At 42.7% G+C, this 23,759-nt stretch carries 21 protein-coding genes and 2 pseudogenes; 19 read left to right on the top strand and 4 right to left on the bottom strand.

Translation table 11 applies throughout. The features are described 5' to 3' along the window. Positions 1-4 precede the first annotated feature (4 nt). Positions 5-1,114, top strand: a complete 1,110-nt coding sequence (locus tag H0S56_RS03130) for an NADH:flavin oxidoreductase/NADH oxidase (RefSeq protein ID WP_195725635.1) — start codon at positions 5-7, stop codon at positions 1,112-1,114. Between the two features lie 60 nt (positions 1,115-1,174). After that, entirely contained in the window at positions 1,175-2,101 is a 927-nt protein-coding gene (locus H0S56_RS03135; protein ID WP_195725636.1) for an AEC family transporter, read from the top strand. Between the two features lie 83 nt (positions 2,102-2,184). On the opposite strand, the gene H0S56_RS03140 is transcribed toward H0S56_RS03135, so the two are convergent. Next, positions 2,185-2,982 (bottom strand): tetratricopeptide repeat protein, encoded by a 798-nt coding sequence (locus H0S56_RS03140; protein ID WP_195725637.1) that lies wholly within the window; start codon positions 2,980-2,982, stop codon positions 2,185-2,187. Between the two features lie 263 nt (positions 2,983-3,245). On the opposite strand from H0S56_RS03140, the gene H0S56_RS03145 reads away from it, so the two are divergent. Beyond that, the gene (locus H0S56_RS03145; protein WP_004645929.1) at positions 3,246-3,491 is read left to right on the top strand and encodes a hypothetical protein; all 246 of its coding nucleotides are present in this window, start codon (positions 3,246-3,248) and stop codon (positions 3,489-3,491) included. A 51-nt stretch (positions 3,492-3,542) separates the two neighbouring features. Here H0S56_RS03145 and ygfZ read toward each other — a convergent pair whose 3' ends face one another. Both ygfZ and H0S56_RS03155 read right to left on the bottom strand, forming a co-directional pair. Further along, complete coding sequence (ygfZ, locus tag H0S56_RS03150; RefSeq protein ID WP_195725638.1) at positions 3,543-4,268, bottom strand: CAF17-like 4Fe-4S cluster assembly/insertion protein YgfZ; 726 nt, start codon at positions 4,266-4,268, stop codon at positions 3,543-3,545. Between the two features lie 114 nt (positions 4,269-4,382). Further along, positions 4,383-6,515, bottom strand: coding sequence for a multicopper oxidase family protein (locus H0S56_RS03155; protein ID WP_195725639.1), 2,133 nt, complete (start codon positions 6,513-6,515; stop codon positions 4,383-4,385). A gap of 514 nt (positions 6,516-7,029) precedes the next feature. On the opposite strand from H0S56_RS03155, the gene acnD reads away from it, so the two are divergent. From acnD to H0S56_RS03235, 16 genes and pseudogenes are all read left to right on the top strand, one after another. Then, positions 7,030-9,648 carry a Fe/S-dependent 2-methylisocitrate dehydratase AcnD gene (gene acnD, locus H0S56_RS03160; RefSeq protein ID WP_195725640.1) on the top strand — a complete coding sequence of 873 codons (2,619 nt, stop codon included), beginning with the start codon at positions 7,030-7,032 and terminating at the stop codon, positions 9,646-9,648. Between the two features lie 144 nt (positions 9,649-9,792). Further along, positions 9,793-11,186: pseudogene (locus tag H0S56_RS14490) on the top strand (P-loop ATPase, Sll1717 family). Between the two features lie 123 nt (positions 11,187-11,309). Then, complete coding sequence (locus H0S56_RS03170) at positions 11,310-11,453, top strand: zinc ribbon-containing protein (protein ID WP_004645925.1); 144 nt, start codon at positions 11,310-11,312, stop codon at positions 11,451-11,453. A 164-nt stretch (positions 11,454-11,617) separates the two neighbouring features. Further along, a complete protein-coding gene (locus H0S56_RS03175; RefSeq protein WP_195726041.1) occupies positions 11,618-11,839 on the top strand; it encodes a hypothetical protein in 222 nt (73 codons plus the stop codon). A 113-nt stretch (positions 11,840-11,952) separates the two neighbouring features. Then, positions 11,953-12,216, top strand: coding sequence for a hypothetical protein (locus H0S56_RS03180; RefSeq protein WP_195725641.1), 264 nt, complete (start codon positions 11,953-11,955; stop codon positions 12,214-12,216). Positions 12,217-12,746: 530 nt separating this feature from the next. Beyond that, positions 12,747-12,995: a DUF6868 family protein gene (locus H0S56_RS03185; RefSeq protein ID WP_195725642.1), complete on the top strand. Its 249-nt coding sequence runs from the start codon at positions 12,747-12,749 to the stop codon at positions 12,993-12,995. Positions 12,996-13,117: 122 nt separating this feature from the next. Beyond that, positions 13,118-13,831 carry an SIMPL domain-containing protein gene (locus H0S56_RS03190; protein ID WP_195725643.1) on the top strand — a complete coding sequence of 238 codons (714 nt, stop codon included), beginning with the start codon at positions 13,118-13,120 and terminating at the stop codon, positions 13,829-13,831. A gap of 84 nt (positions 13,832-13,915) precedes the next feature. Continuing rightward, positions 13,916-14,581, top strand: a complete 666-nt coding sequence (locus tag H0S56_RS03195; protein WP_195725644.1) for a pseudouridine synthase — start codon at positions 13,916-13,918, stop codon at positions 14,579-14,581. Positions 14,582-15,166: 585 nt separating this feature from the next. Beyond that, positions 15,167-16,099, top strand: a pseudogene (locus tag H0S56_RS03200) (DUF4041 domain-containing protein). A 261-nt stretch (positions 16,100-16,360) separates the two neighbouring features. Beyond that, positions 16,361-16,750 (top strand): ribonuclease E inhibitor RraB, encoded by a 390-nt coding sequence (locus tag H0S56_RS03205; protein ID WP_004732107.1) that lies wholly within the window; start codon positions 16,361-16,363, stop codon positions 16,748-16,750. A 243-nt stretch (positions 16,751-16,993) separates the two neighbouring features. Further along, on the top strand, positions 16,994-17,440 hold the full coding sequence (locus H0S56_RS03210) for an SRPBCC domain-containing protein (protein ID WP_004732106.1): 447 nt from the start codon (positions 16,994-16,996) through the stop codon (positions 17,438-17,440). A gap of 123 nt (positions 17,441-17,563) precedes the next feature. Continuing rightward, a complete protein-coding gene (locus H0S56_RS03215; RefSeq protein WP_004645911.1) occupies positions 17,564-17,902 on the top strand; it encodes a zinc ribbon domain-containing protein YjdM in 339 nt (112 codons plus the stop codon). Between the two features lie 136 nt (positions 17,903-18,038). After that, complete coding sequence (locus tag H0S56_RS03220) at positions 18,039-18,401, top strand: 5-carboxymethyl-2-hydroxymuconate Delta-isomerase (RefSeq protein WP_195725645.1); 363 nt, start codon at positions 18,039-18,041, stop codon at positions 18,399-18,401. A gap of 429 nt (positions 18,402-18,830) precedes the next feature. After that, entirely contained in the window at positions 18,831-19,271 is a 441-nt protein-coding gene (locus H0S56_RS03225; RefSeq protein WP_005252710.1) for a YybH family protein, read from the top strand. A 121-nt stretch (positions 19,272-19,392) separates the two neighbouring features. Then, positions 19,393-21,831 carry an AI-2E family transporter gene (locus H0S56_RS03230; protein ID WP_195725646.1) on the top strand — a complete coding sequence of 813 codons (2,439 nt, stop codon included), beginning with the start codon at positions 19,393-19,395 and terminating at the stop codon, positions 21,829-21,831. Between the two features lie 3 nt (positions 21,832-21,834). After that, on the top strand, positions 21,835-22,893 hold the full coding sequence (locus tag H0S56_RS03235) for a DUF1176 domain-containing protein (RefSeq protein WP_195726042.1): 1,059 nt from the start codon (positions 21,835-21,837) through the stop codon (positions 22,891-22,893). Between the two features lie 78 nt (positions 22,894-22,971). Here H0S56_RS03235 and H0S56_RS03240 read toward each other — a convergent pair whose 3' ends face one another. Further along, positions 22,972-23,739: a hydroxymethylpyrimidine/phosphomethylpyrimidine kinase gene (locus tag H0S56_RS03240; protein ID WP_195726043.1), complete on the bottom strand. Its 768-nt coding sequence runs from the start codon at positions 23,737-23,739 to the stop codon at positions 22,972-22,974. Between the last annotated feature and the right edge of the window lie 20 nt (positions 23,740-23,759).

Here is a 23,759-nt window from a genome sequence, read left to right on the forward strand (position 1 = left end):
CAGCGTGGCATTACTATTTCAACCTATTCAATTTGGATCACTGCAACTTCAAAATAAAATCGTAATTGCGCCGATGTGTCAGTACTCTGCAACAGAGCAGGGGGAAATTACCTATTGGCACGAGCAGCAATGGGCCAACTATGCCTTATCGGGTGCAGGTTTATGTATTGTCGAAGCGACTGCGGTACAGCCAGAAGGCCGGATCAGTTATGCCGATCTGGGCTTGTGGAATAACGAACAGGCAAAGCAGATCAAGACCTTACTGGAAAAAGTCAAATCCATTTCCCCGATGCCTTTTGCGATTCAACTCGCACATGCAGGGCGTAAAGCTTCAACAGATAAACCATGGGCAGGTAAAGGTCAGTTTAAGCCGGATGAAGCACATGGCTGGCAAACTGTTTCTGCCAGTGATATTCCTTTTCAGGCCGATGAACATCCACCCAAAGCCTTAAGCCAGTCGGAAATTGAGCAGGTCATTGCTGACTTTGCAGAAAGTGCCAAACGTGCAGTTGATGCCGGTTTTGACCTGATTGAGCTGCATGCAGCGCATGGTTATTTACTGCATCAGTTCATGTCACCACTTTCAAATAAACGTGATGATCAGTATGGCGGTTCACTGGAAAACCGGATTCGCCTGACTCTGGAAGTATTACAAGCCATGAAAGCGGCGGTTCCAGAAGGTTATCCAATTGGAGTGCGTATTTCAGCCAGCGACTGGATGGATCAGCCAGACAGCTGGACCATTGATTCTTCAGTTGAATTGTCTAAAGCACTAGAAGCTGCGGGTGCTGCCTATATTCATATCTCCAGTGCCGGGCTGCATGTCAAACAGAACATTGATGTGAAGCCGAATTATCAGGTACCTTTTGCAGATGCGATCAAGAAAGTCGTGAATATTCCCGTGATTGCCGTGGGATTGATTACTGAAGCTAAGCAGGCAGAAGATATTTTACAAAAGGGCCAAGCCGACGCTATCGCACTGGCTCGTGCCATTCTTTATGATCCACATTGGCCTTGGCATGCAGCGGCAGCACTTGATGAAAAAATCAAGATTTCACCGCAATATCTGCGCTCTGCACCGCATGGTTTGAATCACCTGTTTGAGCCTTTTTAACACTGCTTTAGTCTCAGAAATTCTTATAATGGAATATCACTGACAAGAGGATACTGCATTATGATTTTTGCGGTCATTGTGCCCATATTTTTATTGTTGGCAGTGGGTTATCTGACTGTAAAGAGTCAAGTGTTAAGCAAAGAGCAGGTGGGGACGGTCGGTGCTTTTGTGATTAAAGTAGCCTTGCCCTTGCTGTTCTTTCAGTCCCTTGCCTCCAAGGACCTGCATGAAATCTGGTATTTTGAATACTTTGCAGTATATAGCAGCGTGACCTTAGTGCTCTATGGTAGCGGCTTCTGGATCATGCGCCGTCATTTTAAAAATACGCATTCGCAAAGTGCAGTGCTGTCGCTGGGCGCTGCAATGTCGAATACCGGCCTGATTGGTACGGCTGTGCTCAGCTTATTGATTGGGCAACAGGCGATGACCTATACCTCTCTGGTGGTGATCATCGAAAGCATGTTGCTGATTCCGCTGGTGCTGGTCATGGCTGCACTGGGCACACAACATCAGGCAAATCTCGGCGCCATTCTGAAAAGTGTACTGCTGACTTTGCTAAAGAATCCCTTATTTATGGGGGTAATACTCGGCATGGCTTGTGCAGTTTTCCAGATTAAAATTCCAGTCTATCTTGATCAGGTCTTTGCCTTGATTGGTCAGACAGCGTCACCATTGGCCCTGTTTGCTATTGGCGGCGGGATCGTGGGAATGAGCCTGAAATATGTCAATCTGCAAAGTTTCTATCTGGTATTTTCCAACAATATCATGATGCCGTTATTGATGTATCTGGGGCTGAGCCAGTTGACGGAATTAAATGAGGAAATGGTCCGTGTCGGTACGCTAATTGCAGCTTTGCCGATGCCAACGATTTTTGGCATGTTGGGACAGGCGTATGGTCTGAATGATCGAACTTTAACACCATTGTTGATGAGTACCATTGCCGGTTTTATCGTGACCAGTGGCTTAATTGCCTTGTGGTGGGGGTAATCTTTTAGCAGATGGAAGCTCTGCCATTAAACAAAGCCCCAAATTGCATGGGGCTTTTTATATTTTAATTTTGTGGAATTAACTTAACTCTTTTTCGCAGGTGCTTTTTTCTGCTCAGCCAGCATTTTGTCTACCGCTGCCAAAGACTCTTTGGCCTGTGGAACATTTTGCTGCGCCAGTGCGGCAAAGATTTTCTTCGCTTCTGGCAGGTTTTGCGGAACAATACTGCCATTGGCAAACATATTACCTACTGCCATCAGCGCCGGAATATAACCTTTTTTTGCCAGTTCCTGAATGCTGCTTAGGCCTTGCTGAATCGGTTTTTCATCTTTGTTTTTGAAACCGCTGCTGATGTCATATAAGGCTTTGGCATGAATGGCCTGCATATTGCCTTTGCTGATCAGCGGTTGCAGCTTTTGCAGTCCGGCTTTATTTGACGCTGCTGTATTTTCAGAAAACAGCAGTATGGCCAGATCAATGCTGGCATCATCAAATTTGGCTGCCGAAGCGCGTTCCAGATGCTGTTTGGCTTTGGTCAAATCCTGTTTGAGTCCGAGTGTGCCGGCTGCATAATTTTTACCCAATACATAATTGGCCACCGGATAACCTTTGCTGGCTGCCTGTTCGTAGAGCTGAATGGCTTTTTTCTCGTCTTTGGTTGTACCTTGGCCGGTTTGGGTCAAATAGCCTAAGTTATATAAAGCCTGGGCGTTTCCTTGACTGGCCAATTGATTCAAAGCGTCATAGGCACCTTTAAAATTATTGGCTTTGACCATGGCCTCAACTTTTTGAAATTGGGGATCGACTTGATCTTTTACGGTATTTGCCAGAGCGAATTGCGCAGAAAGGGCAAGAACTGTAGCGAGTACTAATTTTTTCATGGTTCCTATAACCTTATTATTGCTGGCACATTATTCCTTGGTGCGATTTTAATCATTTTCACTTACATCATAAAAGGATTTTGTGCTTTGTAAATATACAATTTGTCACTAAATACAAATCATCGAAGCACAATATACCGATTAAATCGATGCATGATTTGGACAGGTTTCTGATCAATCCTGCAGATATCAAAAGGATTACTTTGCTTCAGCCGACTTCTCTGTTTAAATCTCGGTTTGAATCAGACTCCCAGGATTTAACCATGTTTGTCAAAACCATTAAACGTCACTATGACAGAATCAATGCTGATGAATCGATTGCCGATGAAGACAAGATTGATGCGCTGCTGATGAAACTTGGTGCAGAGTTTTTGATGAGTCAGGAAGACCGGGTATATGTCTTTCAAAAAGGTGAACTCACGGCAAAGTTTGATGCCAAACATGCGCGGGCCTATCATTTTAAAGATTATGTGGTAAAAGACATGAACAAGCTGTTTCATGGCTTCTAAAATAAAAAAGCCAAGAATTTTATCTTGGCTTTTTTATGAGTTATGCAGTGATTATTGCGGACGCGCTACATCACCGCTCAAAGCTTCGGGAAGCTCCAGAACTTCGAGACCTAGCTCGTTCAATGCTTCAGGTTTTGCCACCACTAGTGCTTTATAACCATTTTCAATCGCGATGCTATTGACGACTTCTACATCATTATTCAGTTTTGTCGCCACAGCAGGTGTGGCACCTGTACCTTGAACCAGATGTAACCAGTGTTTTGGCTTGGCTTTAAACCATAAGCGCGCAATCACTTCCTGACCCAGATAGCAACCCTTGTCATAGTGAATGCCTTCGCGTTGATGCAAACGTAATTCCTGTGGTTGAAACAGATTGGCGGTAGCCGCCTGGATCCAGGCTTGACCTGATTCAATGGCTTGCTGTTCCCACATCGTCACATCGGTTTCAGTCGCCACAAAGTCAGTATGAATGCCATTGATGACTGGATAAACTGGACCGACCAATTCCAGTTTCATTTTTGAAAAGGCGCCAAATTTTTTAATATGATTGGCCAGTTCCGTAGCCTGATCTGCAATGCTCACGATTTCAAAGCTTTCCGGACTGATTTTTTTAAGCCATAAGCCAAATTGGATGCGTCCTTTCAGACTACAGATTGCAGTATAGCGTGTCTGGTTTTCCGCCAAAGTTTCAGTATTCAAAGTCACCTGACCTTGAAGGAATTTTTGTGCATCTACACCATTCAGACTAAACAATGTAAAAGCAGGAGACGCTGCCATAATAAGCCCCGGTTTGAATACTATAAATCAATGCAGTTATTGTGCAGCAAGCATCAAATAGAGGCAAACAAAAAAGCCAACAATCGAAATCATTGGCTTTTAGCGAGCAGGTCTTTAGTGGTGATGGCTAGCCGGTAATGGCGAATCACAAGGGAATTTGCCTCCACACACCCGTACGGTTTCCATCATGCCCTGATCTTCATGGTCGAGGATATGGCAGTGCTGTACGAAGTCACCTTCAAATTTCTTGTAATGGCTGCGCACAATATAGGTATAGTTTTGTTTTACAAAAAGCGTGTCCTTAAATTGTCCTTTCATGCCACGGTATTGCACATCATCCAGAACTGGATTCACCGGATCTTCTGGGGCTACTGACTCACTGACATCCTTACCTTGAGGATTCAAAATTTTAACAATCTGGAACGGGTTAACATGAATATGGAACGGATGACCACCAAAACCAGCGCTGGTCAGTTCCCATTCATCAGTCTGTCCAACTTGTAACTGACGGACATATTCGCCATCTACTGAACCATCTCCATCAAAGAAATCTCCAAAACTCAGTGTATCTCCATCTTTTTTATGCCGGAAGCCAAATTTGAATATGCCAGTTCTAGGGTCGGGGCCGAGCGAAAAAGCACTATATTGTTTTGGTCGGGCAGCAACTACTTTATCAATTTCCGGTGTCATCAGTGATGGATGATCACTAAACGCAGAAAGATTAAGCTGAGATAACTGGGTCTGAATGTCTTTGCTTAAACCAATTTTTTGTGCCCGATCTTTCAGGAACTGGGCAGCAGTCTGAGGCTTGGTCTTGGCTGCTTTTACATTGACCCATCCCAGCAGTTGGGCATTGAACCGATGATTTGGAGCAATTTGAGGACCTATATTCGGTAATGGCGCGTTAATTTCATCATCGATATTCAATTTGGTGTCAAAAATGCAGTATCTATTGGTGGTCGGAAAAGCAACCATTGCATCATGACGATAGCCTGGATGGAACACGGACAGGGTTCTGGTCTGTACATGATTCATGGTTAAGCCATCTTGCGCGATGGTATGCACATTCAGGCTATTCAGCTTGTCAAATTCAGCTTTCTTGTCTGCCTCCTGATAGGCTGAACAGGCTTTAATGGTTTGCTCTGCAGTAAACTTACTGGAGTCAGGAATTTCCTTTATGATTAAACCAATGGTATCGCGTACACCACCATGAATCATGCGCCAGCGGTTAAATACATTCTGTTCAGCCTTCATTTCTCCCACAATTTTACCGTTGATAGACGTGTAGTAATTCTGGTTGGTCCAGAAGCCACCAATAGACAGGTCATTATAATTTTCCAGCATGCCTATACCTACACCTTCACAGTTATTGGGAACAGCGAATGTGATATTAGGATCGGGATTGCTACAGCGATATTGGATTTGCTGGAACAACAGGATGTTTTCGTTCGGGTAACTGTTTTTTTCTTTCCATAGAATATCCATATCTCCAGTTAAGGTGACTTTGCCATTTTTGACTTTTGGTACTCTTGAGCCTTCAACAATCAATGGGCCTGCCATGCCATTCGACACCTGAAGAGCAGTTGAGCCATGCAGATGGGCATGATACCAGTAAGTCCCTGCAGGATGATTCGGTTCCATTTTGAACTGATAATCAAATTTTTCCTGAGGTTTGAATTTCAGGAAAACATTATCACTATTGCCTTGAGGACTGACCCAGAAGCCATGGGTATGCAGGTTGGTAGTATTAAAGCAGTGTGGTTCATTTACATTCTCAACATGAGTTGGACAGGTTGTTTCTGACTCGGGTGGCAGCTGGTTATTCAGGTTAAGCGCCATGGTTTCACCCTGTTTGACCCGAATCTGTGGTCCGACCAGCTGATCCTCGACATATTCACCAGTTTTTTTCTTATCAAATAAACTCGGTTTGGTTAAATAGCCTCTCAGCAGCACCTGATCCCATAAGCCGTTTCTGGGGTTATAGAGTTTGCTGGTTTTATAGGCCACGATCAGCTCATATTTGCCTTTGGCACTTTTCGGTAACAGAGGTGGGTTGCTTATCAAGCTGTCTGATGTGGTCGGAACGGGATGTGAGGGTTTGGGTGAAGGTGTGGGGTGTGAGGGATGAGAGGGTTGGGACGGATTAGAGGGATTTGACGGTGGTGATGGATTTTTTGTTCCATCCCAACCGCGAGCTAAGAGCGTCAAAATGGCGGCTATAGCTCCGAATATTGCGATTTTCAACATTTCAGTTCTGCCTGTTATGGTTATTGTTTTAATGTGAGGATTGTGGAGAGTGTGACATGCGTCACACTGAGCTTCTGATAGTTTTGGAAAATCTGCTATCCTAAATTAGGGGATTGAAATTTTGCTAAATGCGGCGGCAGGACAGGCCTATGAAAACCAGTGAGACTATATTTTTTTATCTTTAGAAAAATGCAAATAAAATTAATTATTTATTAATGATATTAGTGGTTTAGGGTAATAATCAAATAAAAATATAGAGAAATATTTTGCAACATAAGACTAAAGAATAAGGCGAATTATTCAGATTTTTTTAGCAAAAGACCGCTTTAAAGCAAAAATTCTAAAGTCTATGTAACAAATTTTTGCGAAAATACCGATTTTTATAATTAAGTATTTGAAAAATATAAAATTTGGGAAATGCTATTTGTGCAGCGTACAATGCTGCTATTACAAAAGTAACTCATCAATATCTATTGATGAATAAAAATAGAGATAAACGAGGGCAGGCAAGCTTATGAACAACAACTACCGTAAACCGCTGCAATCCACCCAGCTGGAATATTATGACGTGCGACAGGCCGTAGAAGATATTCAGCCAGGCGCATATGCCAAACTTCCTTATACTTCCAAAGTTTTGGCAGAGCAGTTGGTGCGTCGTTGTGATCCTGCCATTCTGGAACAGTCTTTACGTCAGCTGATTGAGCGAAAACAAGAACATGATTTTCCTTGGTATCCGGCACGTGTAGTGTGTCATGACATCTTGGGGCAAACGGCACTGGTTGACCTTGCCGGTTTACGTGATGCGATTGCCGATCAGGGCGGTGACCCCTCTAAAGTCAATCCGGTAGTTCCAACCCAGTTAATCGTCGACCATTCACTGGCGGTTGAATTTGGTGGTTTTGATCCGGATGCCTTTGAGAAAAACCGTGCCATTGAAGACCGTCGTAACGAAGACCGTTTCCATTTTATTGAATGGACCAAGACCGCGTTTGAGAATGTTGATGTGATTCCGGCGGGCAACGGCATCATGCACCAGATCAACTTGGAGAAAATGTCTCCGGTGATTCAGAACCGTGATGGTCTGGCATTCCCGGACACCTGTGTCGGTACAGATTCGCATACGCCTCATACAGATGCATTGGGCGTGATCTCGATTGGTGTTGGCGGCTTGGAAGCCGAAAACGTGATGCTGGGCCGAGCATCGTGGATGCGTCTGCCGGATATTATTGGTGTGGAATTGGTCGGTCAGCGCAAGCCAGGCATTACAGCAACGGATATCGTCTTGGCATTAACCGAATTCCTGCGTAAAGAACGTGTGGTTGGTGCATATTTAGAATTCTTTGGTGAGGGTGCTGACAGTATGTCGGTAGGTGATCGTGCCACGATTTCTAACATGACCCCTGAATATGGCGCAACGGCTGCGATGTTCTATATCGATCAGAACACGATTGATTATCTGACCTTGACCGGCCGTGAGCCTGAGCAAGTCAAACTGGTCGAAACTTATGCCAAAGAGATCGGGCTTTGGGCATCGGATATGACCCAAGCAGAATATCCACGTGTATTGCGTTTCGATTTATCGACTGTGACACGTAATATTGCAGGGCCATCAAATCCACATGCACGTGTCTCGACATCTGACCTGAAAGAAAAAGGCATTGCCGGTAATTTAGAAGCAGCTCGCGCGCAAGAAGCAGAAGGCTTGATGCCAGATGGTGCGGTGATTATCGCGGCGATTACGTCTTGTACCAATACCTCCAATCCACGTAATACGGTGGCGGCAGGTTTGCTAGCACGTAAAGCCAATGAATTGGGCTTGGTGCGTAAACCTTGGGTGAAATCTTCTTTTGCACCGGGTTCTAAAGCGGCAGCACTTTACCTTGAAGAAGCAGGCGTATTGCACGATCTGGAAAAATTGGGCTTTGGTATTGTGGCCTATGCATGCACGACCTGTAACGGCATGTCGGGTGCACTCGATCCAAAGATTCAACAGGAAATTATTGACCGTGACCTGTATGCAACAGCGGTGCTTTCGGGCAACCGTAACTTCGATGGACGTATTCATCCTTATGCGAAGCAGGCTTTCTTGGCTTCACCACCTTTAGTGGTGGCGTATGCAATTGCCGGTACGATTCGTTTTGATATCGAAAAAGATGCTTTAGGAAATGATAAAGACGGCAACCCGATTTATCTAAAAGATATCTGGCCATCGGATGAAGAAATTGATGCGCTGGTGAAAGTTGCTGTAAAACCAGAACAATTCAAAAAAATCTATATTCCGATGTTCGACTTGGGTGTGAATGAAAAGGCAACAAGTCCGCTGTATGACTGGCGTCCACAAAGTACGTATATTCGCCGTCCGCCGTATTGGGAAGGGGCTTTGGCTGCACCGCGTACATTGTCAAATATGCGCCCGCTGGCGATCTTGGGCGATAATATCACCACTGATCATTTATCACCATCGAATGCCATTGTGCTCGACAGTGCTTCAGGTGAATACCTGAAAAAAATGGGTGTGCCTGAGGAAGACTTTAATTCTTATGCAACGCATCGCGGTGATCACCTCACGACGCAACGTGCGACTTTTGCCAACCCGAAACTGTTTAATGAAATGGTGGTGCGTTCTGACGGCACGATCAAGCAAGGTTCGAAAGCACGTGTGGAGCCTGAAGGTGAAGTGATGCGGATGTGGGAAGCGATTGAAATCTACATGAACCGTAAACAGCCGTTGATCATTATTGCCGGTAAGGATTATGGTCAGGGTTCCAGTCGTGACTGGGCAGCGAAAGGTGTGCGTCTGGCAGGTGTAGAAGCAATTGTCGCTGAAGGTTTTGAGCGTATTCACCGTACCAATCTAGTCGGTATGGGCGTGTTGCCGCTTGAGTTTAAGCCGGGTACAGATCGTAAGACTTTAGGTCTTGATGGTACTGAGCTGTATAGCGTGATCGGTAATATCGCGCCACGTTCGACTTTAACTTTAGTAATTGAGCGTTCAACCGATGATGGTAAGAACCAGATTATTGAAGTGCCAGTGACCTGTCGTCTAGATACAGAAGAAGAAGTGCATGTGTATGAAGCGGGTGGGGTATTGCAGCGCTTTGCACAGGATTTCTTGGAAGGGAATGTGGCTTGATGATTTAAGCTTAAAGTAATTGATTTTGTTGTAAAAAAACCCTACTGTTCGGTAGGGTTTTTTTTAAAGAGAAATAAGTTGAAATTACCATTTTATGATGAAAAATTATTTGGAAATTTAGCGGGTGAGGATGAAGATTTAGATGTGCTTAAATCTTCATTTTATGAGCATGAAATGTTTAATAAATTTTACGAAGAAGATCGTAAGTTATCAATTGTTAGTGCTAGAAAAGGAATGGGGAAATCTGCACTTCTAAAATTTCTTGTTGCCAAATTAAAGAGTGAAGAAAAATATAATAATCCGTTAATTATATATGTAAAAGGAAATGATTTATTAGAGTTAGGGGATTTCAATGGAAAAGACCATTCGTATTTGGAAAATTATTGGAAGAAAGTGATTTGTAAAAAAATCATGATAACTCTAGGAGCAAACATAGGGATTGCTCTTAGTAGTGATGATATGACATTAGTTGAAATGGCAGAACTTGATGGGTATAAAAGTAAGAATTTTGTAGGAGGACTACTTTCAAGATTTAAAAGTAAGATTCCAAAATTAGATATTGAGATAACACAAAATTTTCCTGAAAACTTTAATTCAACTTTAGAAAGATATTTTACTGAACATGCAGATCAAACAGTTTGGATATTGGTCGATGATATAGACTCAAAATTTAAAAATAATGAAGATTATCAAAATCGAGTAGGATCTTTTTTTAGTGCTATTAGATCATTAGCATTTGACTTTAAGAATTTACGAGTAAGAGCAACAGTACGTAGTGATGTGTGGGCGTGCCTAAGACATCTAGAAGATTTAGATAAGATTGATCAATATATTATTGAAATATTTTGGAATACTAAATTAATGAGGTATATTTTAGCAAAAAAATACTTAGTTATATTCAAAGATTCAATCCAACTTCTAGAGAAGCTAAATTAAAAGTTGAGCGTGATTATAATCAATTAATTGAGTTGGTTTTTGATAGTCCTATATATTGGAATGAAAAAAGTAATGCGCATATCTTTGATGCAATTAATGGCTTTTCTAATAAGAGACCAAGATGGATGCTTCAATTATGTCAGCTATCGGGTGAAAAAGCTTATAATGAAAGTAAGTTAAATAAAAAAGTTAAATTAGATCATTTTCAATATGCGCTGGAAGCTTTTGGAAGAAAAAGAAAGGATGACTTAATTAAAGAACACTCTCATCAATTTGAAGAGCTAAGCCAATTGATAGATGCTTTTAGGGCTATGGATAAGGAGTTTAATTATTCGTATGTTATACAAGTAATTGAAAGAAAATATATTAAGGGAAGAGAAAAATCAGACATTCCTAAAATTGATGGGGTTGTTTATACACATCCTGAAGAGTTAGCTGATTTTCTTTATAAAATTGGTATATTCTCTAGAATTCATGATGATCGTATAAAATTCACCCATTTTGTGGATGATCCAGATTTATTTAGATCAATAGAGAATCAAGATGATGAGATTAACTGGTCAATACACTTAGCTTATAGGGATTTTTTAAAGATCAGATAATTAATGCAATTATAAAATTTAACTTCGCCCAAATGCCATCATCATTTACAAAAATGGACAATAGACATTCATCACCAGAGGGTTATACTAGACAGACCATTTCTAAAACCATGGAGAACAAAGATGGTTACTGCTGGCGAAAAACCCGGAACAGGCTTCTATTTTTGTGTTCAATGCGGACACCGCACCTACTTAGAAATTGGTACTGATCGTTTACCACCGTGTACCAAATGCCAAGGCAATCAATTTAACAATAAGAATGCCTAAGCAAAACAACTCAAACAGTTATCCTCTGTTTTGAACGAAAGCCCTATTACTCAATAGGGCTTTTTGCTATCTAAACTTCGCTATTTATGATTTAAATTTGTTTGAAAATTGATCAATAAAACCCCATCTAAAACCCTGGATTCATCGTGTTTAGGGCAGCTCAATTGCAACATTATCTTGATCTTAATCATGACTCAGGTGTTGCCAATTACGAGATTGGTAACGAGTTTATTCGAGTTCAATTTAAGAAAACCTCGAAAGTTTATACTTATAGCTATAGCAGTGCCGGTTATCAGCATGTCGAAAACATGAAACAGCTTGCTCAATATGGCGATGGCCTGAATGCCTATATCAATCATCATACCCAACAGCTATTTGTACGATAAAACTGGTCTGCTTCTTGCTTCAGTGAAAGTCCTAGAAGGCAAATATTTTCTAAAGGATAAATATCTGCCTAGAAATAGTGCAAGTGCGTATATTAAAAAGAGGGCTATCATCTATGGATATTCAACAGCACGCACCAGAGTTAGGAAAATTAGATAAAAAAGCCCATTTCTATTCTGCATGGCCACTGATCCTGATTCTTTTTGGGGGCGCGATTGGCTCGGTTTACGCTGTGATCGCCTATCTACTTAACCTGAAAATTTATAGTTCTGAGCTGACCAGACTCAACAAGGTCTTAGCCAATCTTTTGTGCGGGATGTCCGCGATCAGTGCCTGGTGGTTTAGTGCGCAATGGATTCAGGGAACATTCTTTCAATAAAACAGCAATCCTGTCCTGATTATAAATTGCAATAAATTCTAATTTTGGCGAATAAAAAAGCATAAAAAATTGGAAATGGAATTTATTTCTCTATGTTGAGGTTAATGGTGAAATAAATTTTCAGATTTAATGAAAATTAAAAAAACATAGGAAATTAATCCCGTCCATCTTTGCCTAATATAGCTTTCAAGGGTGTGATGGGATCGGAAAGAGTAGCATGCTGTGAGCGGCGCAAAACGCGAGTGCAGTACGAACCCAAAAGGTCTCGATTCGGCTTAGGACGCTATAGACCAAAAGTTTATAGGCTATAAGATCAGGTCTTACAAAGAATGATAGTTGAAGTAAACCATTGCGAGTTTTCCCAACACCCTAAAAAATTCTCCAGCAATATACGTAGAATTAAAAATTAAAATAAATATAAATCATAAATTTAAGAAAACTATTTATCCAAGCAGGATACAAATCCATCCTTCATTTATCAGCATGATCTGTTATTTTAAAAACATCAGCTGCCCCCTAGGGGAATCCTCATGAATCTCGATATCTGGTGTCGTTTTTTACTGTTTTGCACACTCATCAATTATGTCATTCTCATGATCTGGTTCGTGGTCTATGTCTTTGCCCGAAACTGGATGAAGCAGGTGCATGGAAAATGGTTTCGGCTGTCAGATACCAGTTTTGATGTGATTCATTATTCGGGTATGGCGGTGTATAAAATTGGCATTCTGCTGTTTAACCTGACACCGTTAATTGCAATCTATCTGATGAGTCAAGGCTAAGTGCGGTGTTGTGATTAAATCTTCGAGTGATAAAAATAAGATCGAATTAGTATCATTTTATCGCTACTTGATAGCGTGGCAGGATCAATAAGAACGAAAAAAGATTTCAAAGGAGTTGAAGGATGAATCAATTCAAACCGGCCCTGATTTTAGGTGCCTTGATCGGCTTGGGAATGATTATTGCAGGATGGATTCTCGGCAATAGCGTGCTGAAAATTAAACAGTATGAACGTATAGTTTCGGTCAAAGGCTTGTCGGAACGCGAAGTCAAAGCCGATGTGGCGGTATGGCCAATCCGCTTTAATGCCGGCAGTCAGGATCTGGCCGAGTTGTACGATACCATGCAAACCAATACCCAGGAAATTCAGACCTTCTTAAAAAATGAAGGATTTAGCGCGGAAGAGATTACCAGTGCTTCACCGAGTATCACCGATAAATACGCGCAGCAATATGGCGGGGATGCCAATGTCGCGCTACGTTACACCGCCAGCCAGACCATCACCGTCTATACCCACAAAATAGATGCAGTGCGTGCGGCACAAAGTCGTCTGGTGGCCTTGGGCAGAAAAGGCATTGCCTTTGCCGGAGATGATTCCGGACAAAGAACGGAATATTTATTTACTAAGCTGAATGACATCAAGCCTGCGATGATTGAACAGGCCACCGAAAATGCGCGCAGTGTAGCGGAAAAATTTGCTGCAGATTCAAAAAGCAGTCTGGGCAAAATCAAGTCCGCCAATCAGGGGCTGTTTAGTATTGAAGATCGCGACAGCAATACGCCGTATTTGAAAAAAGTACGCGTGGTCTCGACGGTCGATTATTATCTGGCAGATTAAGCTGAGCTGGTCAAGCACGGTAATTGACAGCCTAGAAGCCGCTTGTTATTTTGCGCGCATTGTTCCAGATGCTGTACCCTTAAAATGCCCATCAATAACGACTTTGTCTATTGTCCACCGCAAGAACCGCTGCATATTGTTTATGAAGACGATGATCTGGTGGTGATTGAAAAGCCGGCCGGATTATTGTCAGTTCCAGGGCGTTTACCTGAGCATCATGACAGTGCCTATTTACGTGTGCTGGATAAATATCCGCAGGCCAAAATTACCCATCGTCTGGATATGGCCACTTCAGGTATTTTGATGTTTGCCAAACACCGCGATGCAGAAGTGGCGGTGAGTAAAATGTTTCAGGCACGCACGGTACTTAAAAATTATGTCGCGCTGGTACAAGGCAAACTCGAAGGTGAGGGCAGCGTCGAAGTGCCTTTGATTACCGACTGGGAAAACCGTCCGCGTCAGATGGTGCATTTTGAACTGGGCAAGGCTGCCAAAACCCTGTATCAGGCATTAGAATATCTACCTCAGCAAGACATTAGTCGGGTGTTACTGACCCCCATTACCGGCCGTTCCCACCAGCTTCGCGTCCATATGCTGCATATTGGTCATCCCATTACTGGCGACAAAATTTATCATCCTGAACCCCAGCGCAGTCCTTTAAATCGTATGGCCTTGCATGCCAGTTATTTGGCTTTTATCCAGCCTTTGAGTGGTGTTGCGGTCGAAATTAAGGCAGCCATACCATTCTAATTTGATTCTGCTTGATAATCAGAGCCAACCTGACACATGCTTTTTAAGCTCATAAATATGATGAGGATCAAGCTCTTAAACTGGGCAATCCGAATAAAAAAGTGTGAGAATTTATTTCGATAACAGCGTGGAAATGAGTGGCTTTATAAGCATGTTCAAATGAAATTTTCTACTGATCCATTGCCTGATCGGCTGTTACTGCAGAATATAAATTTTAATGTTCGGTTTATCTCTTGACGATAAGCCCAGAGATTTTTTATTCTTTTATCTCCCGCTATAGGCCTGATGCCTTTATTTTTATGATTTTTTAACCTTCCTTTCATTATTTTTAAACTTTCAAATTATATCCTTTGATATAAAAAATATCGTAAGTTGTTTCAGAATGGATTTGTCTTGAGCTGGAAAGTAGTCAGTCATACATGACTTGCACATAAAAATTTTGTAGAAAAATAAAATGAATGAATGACTTAGTATTGATCAACGGCTTTGATTATCTGGCCGAAGTGATGCAAAATTAATCATGACTTTATAATAAATTTTTAATTTGATGATTTAGGGCGCTGCCCGGGGTTAAAGGAAAGAACGATGCTCAGTATGGCTCTCTTCGTTCTCGCGAGTATTTTAATATGTGCATTGCTATGGAGCTTAAAGGTACAGGCTTCATTACGCAGCAATATCCAGTTTTTACAGGAAAACCTGGATCATTCCCGCAGCAAATTGGCAGATTATGAAACTCAAGTCGATGAATTGAATTATGAAATCACCCAATTGCGGGTACAAAATGGCAGTTTAAACATTGCCCTGAATAAATATAAAAAATATCAGGATATCTGGGATATCGAGCAATATATTATTAACCGGACTTTGCAGGCCGAAAACTTTGTTGAAGCGACCAAGCTGGATGCTTCGATCATGATCGATGATCTCAAAGCCTATATCGCAAGAGTAAAAGATTATCTTGCCCAGTTTCAGGCGCAAGCATTAATTGAAGTTGAACAGCAGGCTCGACAAAGTTTATAGGGCTATTATGAGCAAGCCAAACAACAGCATCGTTTGCAGGCAGTGCTAAGTGCTTTAGAGCATAAAATACAGGTCAAATGCTTCGGCTTGCAACTTTCTGAAACACAGGTTTTACAGCAGCTGATTGAGGGTTATAGCGAAACGGATGCGGTTCGGCATTTACGCAATGTCCGTGACAGAATTCAGCAGGCCATAGAAACACAGCAGGTTGCGAGCTGTAATTATGTCGACGACAATCGCCGTCGAAGTACTATTGAAATCCTTAGTCTGGCTTTCAACTGTAAGGCAGATTTATATCTCTCTCAATTAAGCACAGAAAATTTGGGCGAGATATTGCAGGCCTTAAAGGATGATTATGTCTTGCTGAATTATACCGGGCAGACACTGAGTCAGGCGATGATTCAAGAATCCTATCTTGATCTGCGTTTAGAAGAACTCAAGTTTGCTGCGCTGGTTTTGCAATTGGAACAGGATCATCTGCATCCACACATCGCGTAGATCATGACATTCATAGGTCTAGAAGATTTTTACCAGAGTATTCTGAATGCCATAAGTTGGTTTAAATCCTGATATTTTTCAGGATTTTTGGCCTTGAGGAATCTTGACTATATTGATCCTCTTACTTATTTTTATATTTATAAAAATCATATGTTTATTTATGGTTAAAAGATAATATTTTTTGTCTGTATCTCGATAATTGTACAAAAATCAGCTAATCTTAAATGCAGAATAAAACAGCATCATAATAAGGATACTTCTATGTCACGTGATTACAATCAATTCCCGGACGATGAAAATGGCAATGTACTGTGGCAAATGCATCAGGATGGCGACGACTTGCAAGAGGCACATGAAATTGAATTTTCGATTGCCTTTGCGGATGAAGCGCAGGCGGATCGTTGTGCCTTGCATCTATTAAAAGAAGAGCAAAAAATCAGCCTGTTTCAGGACGAAGAAAGCGATACCCTGGAATGGATCATCACGATTTATGTGTATATGGAACCTGCTTACGAAGATATCGTGGATCTGGAACAATGGTTCAGCAAAATCGCGGCACAATTTCAGGGTGAATATGATGGTTGGGGTTGCATGGCCTATGTCTATGATGATGAGTTGGATGACGAAGAGGGCAGCCTGCGTAGTAGCTGAGCATGCTTGTATTTAAATGATTTAAAGTAAGAAACCCGGTGCTGCCGGGTTTTTTTATTGCTCTATTTAATCGTTATATGAAGATTTGAGCTTGAGTATAGATACATACTCATTATATATAGCCAGCTCAAAACTGGATAAAATAACTCAGATGAGTACTTAACTCAGGCTGATAATTTAGCCACAACAAATGCAGGGAATATCCTGCAATAAAAAAATAATAACAACAAAGGACAAGAAAAAATGAGTTACACCTTAAAAATGCATCGTGTGTTCAGCGCACCACCGGAGCGGGTGTATCGTGCCTTTGTGCATCCGGATGCACTGGCCAAATGGCTGGCACCACATGGCTTTATTGCCAAAGTAGAACATGCGGAAGTCAAACCCGGCGGCAGCTATAAAACCACCTTTACCAATTTTTCTACCGGAACCCAGCATCATTTTCATGGCATTTATCATGAGGTCATTCCCAATCAGCTGCTGCGCTATACCGATCAGTTTTCTACCCCCGACTTGCAGGGTGAAATAGAGGTGACGATCATCTTTGAAAAAGTGTCAATCGGTACCGGTTTGCATATTATTCAGGTAGGTTATCCGGATGTGGTGCCGCCGGCGGTGTGTCATTTGAGCTGGCAGGAATCACTGCAACTCCTGTCTTTGCTGGTTAATCCGCAGATTTCAGACAATTAATTCCTTGGATCTCCTGTGTTGGTTTCATCCCAATGTCCTCTCCATCAGCGCGCCTGACAAAGATGCTATACTGTGAGCTTATTTGTTTCATTTATTTAATTTTTCTCTTTTTTCGAGGTTCTTATGGGTCTGCCAAACTGTCCAAAATGTCAATCTGAATATACCTATGCAGATGGTGATCTACTGATCTGTCCTGAATGCGCACACGAGTGGAAAGAAGGTGAAGTCACTGAAGAACAAGTGATCATTAAGGATGCCAATGGCAATGTGCTGGCAGATGGTGATAGTGTAACGGTGATTAAAGACCTGAAAATCAAAGGTTCATCTTCAGTGGTGAAAGTAGGTACCAAAGTCAAAAGTATCCGCTTGCTGCCTGATGCTGCAGATGGGCATGATATCGATTGTAAAATCGAGGGGATCGGCCCGATGAAACTGAAATCCGAATATGTCAAGAAAGCCTAAATTTAGCCCTAGACTAAAATTCTGAAGAGAGAATAATACGGTTGATTAATCGTATTATTCTCATTAATGCTGAAATTCTGGGCTGATCATTTTTCTACCGCCCTAGTCCTCACATTTTCGATCCGAGATCCCTTTAATGCCGCACCTGCATCTGGAATATTCTGACAATCTGCAACATATCGAGATCAAACCCTTATTGGTCGCGATCCATCAGGCACTTTTTAACGCCGGCCATGTCACTGATCCCAATGATTTAAAAAGTCGTGCGATTATGCAGCATGCGTATGTGATTGGACTAAATGTGGTTAAAGATCAGGCCTATGTGCATGCCAAAGTTTCACTGTTGAGTGGGCGCAGTGTCGAAGTTCGTCAGGCAATTTCCGAATTGGTGCTCGATGTCATGCAGCAATATATTGCGCCACAACCTGAATTAAAAATACAGCTTTGTGTCGAAATCATTGAAATGCCAAAGCAGACTTATCGTAAAGCTGTTATCTGAATGATGGCTTTTATTTGCTGAGATGACATGGATCAAATGCCTTGAAACTTTATCAATGCCATACGAAATTTATAAACAGATCGACTTGGTCTGTAACAGCTCGCTATTTTATTCAGATCTAAAATTATTTCTATTTTTAAATGACGCTTTATGTCATTTACAGGCATGCGATAAAAGTTCTAAAGTAACTTTTAATCGCTGCTGATTTTTGAATCATCCAATCTAGAAACAGCATATTCATCCTGATTAAAATAAAAATACTTTAAAAAATAATCTTCAGGTGAGCTGTATCCAATCCGGCAGTGGGAAGAGCAAAGCGAGAATAACGCTTTAGCATAGGCAAAATAATAAGAACAAAAAGATCAGAAATCCGGTCGGTTAATTGAATCCCAGATTTCAGGTCTGACTTGTCCGGTTGAAGGAAATTTTATGCAGGTTTTTGGGGATGAAAAATTGGCTCAGGAAGTCATGGCATTTCTTCAGGAGTGGGATAATGCCGTAGCCAGACTTGAAATTCAGGATATTGTTCAATTATGCCGACCCGATATCCGTCTGGTCGATGTCAGTATGGAAGTGAAAGGTGTCGAAGCCTATCAGGCACTCTGGCAGCAATATCGGGCATTTATACCGGAAGGCATACGCATCGAACGCCAAGACCTTAATATTCATGTCACTTCTGATCTGGCTGTAGTCGATGGTTATGTACGGGTGAGTTATGCGGTGATTGAACCGATTTTCCAGCTGGGCTGGTGTCGGGTCAGCATGTGCCTGAGCAAGCAGCAGGGCAAATGGCAATTGCTGCATCAACATACTTCAGTCCCTGTGCAACTCGAAACCCGGAAAATGCGCCGGATCAAAAGCGTGAGTTAATCTATTTACCTGAAAAGATTTAAGTGAAATATCTTTGCAAATGATTACAGGAATACCTTTGTAACAAAAATATAGAAAGTCCTAAATTATGTTGAAGGAATAATATTTTAGGACTTTTCAGGTGGATAACAACAAGAACAGTCAAGTAAAACCAAGACAGGCCAACCTGCAACAACAGACTGAAGTATTGATGCCGGATCAGTCCGAGCGGCAGCGCACCCAACATGCACTCAGAATGATGGCAGGCTTTGTAATTGCTGCTGTCGTCATGACGGCGTTGTATTTTGGCCGTGATATTTTTATTCCGCTGGCTTTGGCCATTCTGCTGGCATTTTTACTTTCTCCTCTGGTTTCCCGTTTAAAGCGCTGGGGCTGTCCCCAATGGGCGGCGATTGGCCTGGTCATGTGCCTGACCTTGTCATTTCTGGGCGGCACTGCAACTTATCTGGGGGTGCAGCTTGGCAAGCTGAGTCAGGAACTGCCGCAATATCAGGACACCATCCAGCAAAAACTGAAAATGCTCGAAAATTATCGTCAGGGACCGAGTATGTGGGACGGTGCGATCCAGACCTTTGACACGGTAGAAAATTCGATAGACACCCAAGAACAGGAAACAGAAGACCCGAATGTGCAGAATGTCAAAGTCGTGGGCCTAGAGCCAACGAGTGAAGAGGCTGCGCTAGACTGGTTGAATAAAATCCTGAATCCGTTGGCGATTATCGGGATTGTGTTCCTGTTTATGGTATTGATTTTATTCAATGGCAAAGACCTGCATGACCGCTTTCTAAAACTCTTGGGCGGTAATCTGAATATCGGCACCGATGCGCTGGATGATGCCGGCAAAAGTATCGGGACCTATTTGCGCATGCAGCTGCTGGTCAATGTCACTTATGGTATTCCCATGGCGATTGGGCTGTTATTGATTGGCGTGCCAGCAGCGATCATGTGGGGGCTGGTCGCGGTGGTTATGCGTTTTGTACCCTATGTTGGCCCGATCGTTTCAGCTATTTTCCCGATTACACTGGCTTTCGCCGTTGATCCGGGCTGGGACATGGTGCTCTGGACTGTGGCCTTGATACTGGTGCTGGAACTCATCAGCAATAACGTGATTGAACCTTGGCTGTATGGGGAAAGTACCGGTCTGTCTACTTTGGCAATTATTCTGGCTGCTACGTTCTGGACCACCCTCTGGGGACCGGTAGGGCTGATCTTGTCGACGCCTTTGACTGCCTGCCTGCTGGTTTTGTCCAATTATGTACCGGCACTGGGTTTTGTCAAAACCTTACTTGGCAGTACGCCAGTATTGTCACCCTCCGAACGCTTTTACCAACGACTGGTGGCTGATGAAGTCAATGATGCAATGCAGGTAGCCAATGATTACATCTGTGCGCAATTACCGAAAAAGCCCAGTGCAGAGGAGGTAGCTCGTCGTGTCCAAATGTTCTATGGCGAAGTGGCCATTCCAGCCATTCGGATTTATTCTCAAGGACATGATACCGATGTCACTGCCGAACACCGGTTGCGTCTTTATCAGGGCTTGCAGTTCTTTAATCATGCATTTCAAAAAGCCTATCCGAGTAAGATGAGTGCCGAGCAGCCCGAAGTTTATTGTGTTGGTGCGCGTTGGGAAATTGACACCCAGATTTCTGCCATGTTGGCGCATGCCCTAAATCTCAAAAATATTGCTGCCCGAAATGATCTGGATGTGCTGATTCAATCGAGTGAATCAGGAAAGGGTATTGTATTACCAGCTTCGCTCAAGATTTTATGTGTGTCTATTTTTCATCATGCGCCTGCGGCACAGATTCGGTTGCTGAAATATAGACTGGCGCAGCAATATCCTGAGCTGAAAATCATTTTTGCGACTTGGAGTGTGATGCAGCTGGAGCTTCTGGATGAACTGCAACAACGTTTTGAGCTGCAGGCACTGGTCAATAATGTCGATGATCTGATTCTGACTATCGAAACTTATACCTTGAATGAAGGCGAAAGCTGGTTTGAGAATCTGGAGATCAAGAATGAAAAAGAACGGCAGCAGGCTTTAAATGAATTGGGGTTATTGGATCATCGTCATCAGACCCTTTATAAACAATATATTGAAGAAGCCCGTCAAGCCTTTGACGTTGATTACGCACAAATTTCCTGGCTGAATCAGCATGAAATGTATATTCCAATCAGTCCTTTTACTCAGGAGCCTGTTGCAACCCGACAAATGTGCAAGGATTCAGTCTGCACCCATTTGCTCTATCAGAATGAGCCTTTGGTGATAGAAGACTTGCAGCGTGACCCGCGCTTTCCACATCTGTCAGAATTAAGACAGCATCATATCCGTTTCTATGCTGGTGTGCCTTTAAAAGATAAAAATGGAATTGCGCTTGGGAGTCTATGTCTGCTGGATAAACAACCGAGACAGATGCAGGCCGAAGATATGATTCTACTTAAGGCTTTGGCGCAGGATTTAATGGCGACTTTGAGCAATGAGCGCAAGAAAAAAGATAAACAGAAGCAGATTGAGCAGATGCAGCCAGCCACCTCGGCAAGCATTTTAAATAAGGACTAGATGATGAAACAAAAATGGATCTACAGCATCAAAATTATGAGTATCATATTTAGTCTAGCCAGTATTAGCTCATTAAGTCTAGCGGCCATGCAGGACCTACATTTTTTACATAAAGACTGGGAAATTGCCTGTGATAATACCGGCACCTGCCGCGCTGCCGGTTATCAATCGGATCAAGATATTGATCAGCCGGTTTCGGTGCTACTAGAGCGTGCTGCGGGTGCAAACAGTAGTATCAAAGCCCAAGTCCAGATTTTACCCTTAGCTGCTGCCACACCTACACGACAGCTTCAGCTACAAATTGCCAGCACACCTTATGGTGTGATTGGTCTGAATCGGGAGGGAATAGGGCAACTCAGTACTGATCAAACGCGAGCCTTGCTAAAAGCTGTACAGGGAACAGCTCCGGTTGTATTTAAGAATACGCAATCACGCTGGAACCTGTCGACTTCCGGTGCCAGTGCCGTTTTACTCAAGATGGATGAATTTCAGCGTCGACTTTCTACGCCCTCAGCCTTGATCAGGCCGGGGAAAAAATCCAATCAGGCGGTGCTCAAAGCTGCAGCGATACCGAAAATTCAGATACCAAAATATCAGTCAGGCAAAGTCACTCAAGCAAAACTGAATACGGCAACAAGTCAGCAGATGATTCGAAAACTGCAAGCCACCACCAAGGAAGATCAATGTGATTTGCTGTTTAGCCAGCGTTTTCTGGATGATGATGTTATGACCATTTATCCCATTAATGCCCAGAATCAACTGATTCAGATTCCATGCTGGCGTGGGGCTTATAATATGGGTAGTGGCTTCTGGCTGATGGATCGAAACAAGCAATTTAAACAGTTGGTGACGACCTCGGGAGAAACATTTAACCAAGGCCAGATATTTTCCGGGCATAAAGTGCGTGGTTTGGGCGATTGTCTGAGTCAGAACGAATGGGCCTGGAATGGCAAGAAATTTGTCAAAAGCTTCAGTGGTCTGACCGTACAATGCAAAGGCTTCGCCGGTGGTGCTTGGAATTTACCGACCTATGTAAGCAAAATCATTTATCAGGCCAAATAGTATTGTTTAAAAAATAGCAGTGATAAAAAAGCCTGAATGACTCAGGCTTTTTTAGTTTTGATTTTAAGAAGTGTGATCTTAAAAACGCTTTGGAATTCTCTGGCCATTTGGAACAGGAATTTCAGCATTTTTTAATACCCCAAATAACCAGGTTTCAGCATGCTGTACCGCAGTTTTCAACTGATCACCCATGGCCAGACGTCCGGCAATGAAACTGGCCAGTGAACAGCCTGAACCATGATATTCACCTGGCAGACGTGGACAGCGAGTTTCGTTGACCAGCTCACCTGCGATATATAGGCTGTTCTGAATGTAATCTGGCGTATTTTCATGGCCACCTTTGACCAAAACTGCCTGTGCACCCATTTCAAATAATTTTTGAGTGGCCAGTTTGAGGTCTTGCTCACCCGTCAGGGCGCGTAGTTCAACCGTGTTCGGCGTTAAGATAGTGGCTAATGGAATCAACTGGGTAAATGCTTTGACCAGCGTTTCTTGATTACCCAGCGAACCGCCACTATTCGCGACCAAAACCGGATCCAGCACATACAGATAATCTGGATGTGCAGCCAGAAACTCGGCCAGTGCTGCGATATTGTCTGTGGTGCCTAACATGCCAGATTTTACGCAACGAATGGGCAGGTCATTGACCACCGCATTGGCCTGTGCCAACAGCAATTCTCTGGAAGTGGCTTCGAAACCAAAAACCTGCTGTGAATTTTGAATAGTGAGGGCTGTGCAGGCAATTGCCGCATGTGCACCACTTTGACCAATGGCTTCAATATCTGCTTGAAGGCCGGCTCCACCTGAAGGGTCTAAACCGGAAAAGCAAAGTACGGTAGGGCGCAAAATGATGTCCTTCATTCACT

This window comes from Acinetobacter lwoffii, from assembly GCF_015602705.1.
GTDB lineage: Bacteria > Pseudomonadota > Gammaproteobacteria > Pseudomonadales > Moraxellaceae > Acinetobacter > Acinetobacter lwoffii_E.

Coding starts and splice junctions, on each gene's coding strand:
- H0S56_RS03135 (WP_195725636.1), top strand. CDS start 1,175: ATGATTTTTGCGGTCATTGTGCCCATATTTTTATTGTTGGCAGTGGGT.
- H0S56_RS03140 (WP_195725637.1), bottom strand. CDS start 2,982: ATGAAAAAATTAGTACTCGCTACAGTTCTTGCCCTTTCTGCGCAATTC.
- H0S56_RS03145 (WP_004645929.1), top strand. CDS start 3,246: ATGTTTGTCAAAACCATTAAACGTCACTATGACAGAATCAATGCTGAT.
- ygfZ (WP_195725638.1), bottom strand. CDS start 4,268: ATGGCAGCGTCTCCTGCTTTTACATTGTTTAGTCTGAATGGTGTAGAT.
- H0S56_RS03155 (WP_195725639.1), bottom strand. CDS start 6,515: ATGTTGAAAATCGCAATATTCGGAGCTATAGCCGCCATTTTGACGCTC.
- acnD (WP_195725640.1), top strand. CDS start 7,030: ATGAACAACAACTACCGTAAACCGCTGCAATCCACCCAGCTGGAATAT.
- H0S56_RS03170 (WP_004645925.1), top strand. CDS start 11,310: ATGGTTACTGCTGGCGAAAAACCCGGAACAGGCTTCTATTTTTGTGTT.
- H0S56_RS03180 (WP_195725641.1), top strand. CDS start 11,953: ATGGATATTCAACAGCACGCACCAGAGTTAGGAAAATTAGATAAAAAA.
- H0S56_RS03185 (WP_195725642.1), top strand. CDS start 12,747: ATGAATCTCGATATCTGGTGTCGTTTTTTACTGTTTTGCACACTCATC.
- H0S56_RS03190 (WP_195725643.1), top strand. CDS start 13,118: ATGAATCAATTCAAACCGGCCCTGATTTTAGGTGCCTTGATCGGCTTG.
- H0S56_RS03195 (WP_195725644.1), top strand. CDS start 13,916: ATGCCCATCAATAACGACTTTGTCTATTGTCCACCGCAAGAACCGCTG.
- H0S56_RS03205 (WP_004732107.1), top strand. CDS start 16,361: ATGTCACGTGATTACAATCAATTCCCGGACGATGAAAATGGCAATGTA.
- H0S56_RS03210 (WP_004732106.1), top strand. CDS start 16,994: ATGAGTTACACCTTAAAAATGCATCGTGTGTTCAGCGCACCACCGGAG.
- H0S56_RS03215 (WP_004645911.1), top strand. CDS start 17,564: ATGGGTCTGCCAAACTGTCCAAAATGTCAATCTGAATATACCTATGCA.
- H0S56_RS03220 (WP_195725645.1), top strand. CDS start 18,039: ATGCCGCACCTGCATCTGGAATATTCTGACAATCTGCAACATATCGAG.
- H0S56_RS03225 (WP_005252710.1), top strand. CDS start 18,831: ATGCAGGTTTTTGGGGATGAAAAATTGGCTCAGGAAGTCATGGCATTT.
- H0S56_RS03235 (WP_195726042.1), top strand. CDS start 21,835: ATGAAACAAAAATGGATCTACAGCATCAAAATTATGAGTATCATATTT.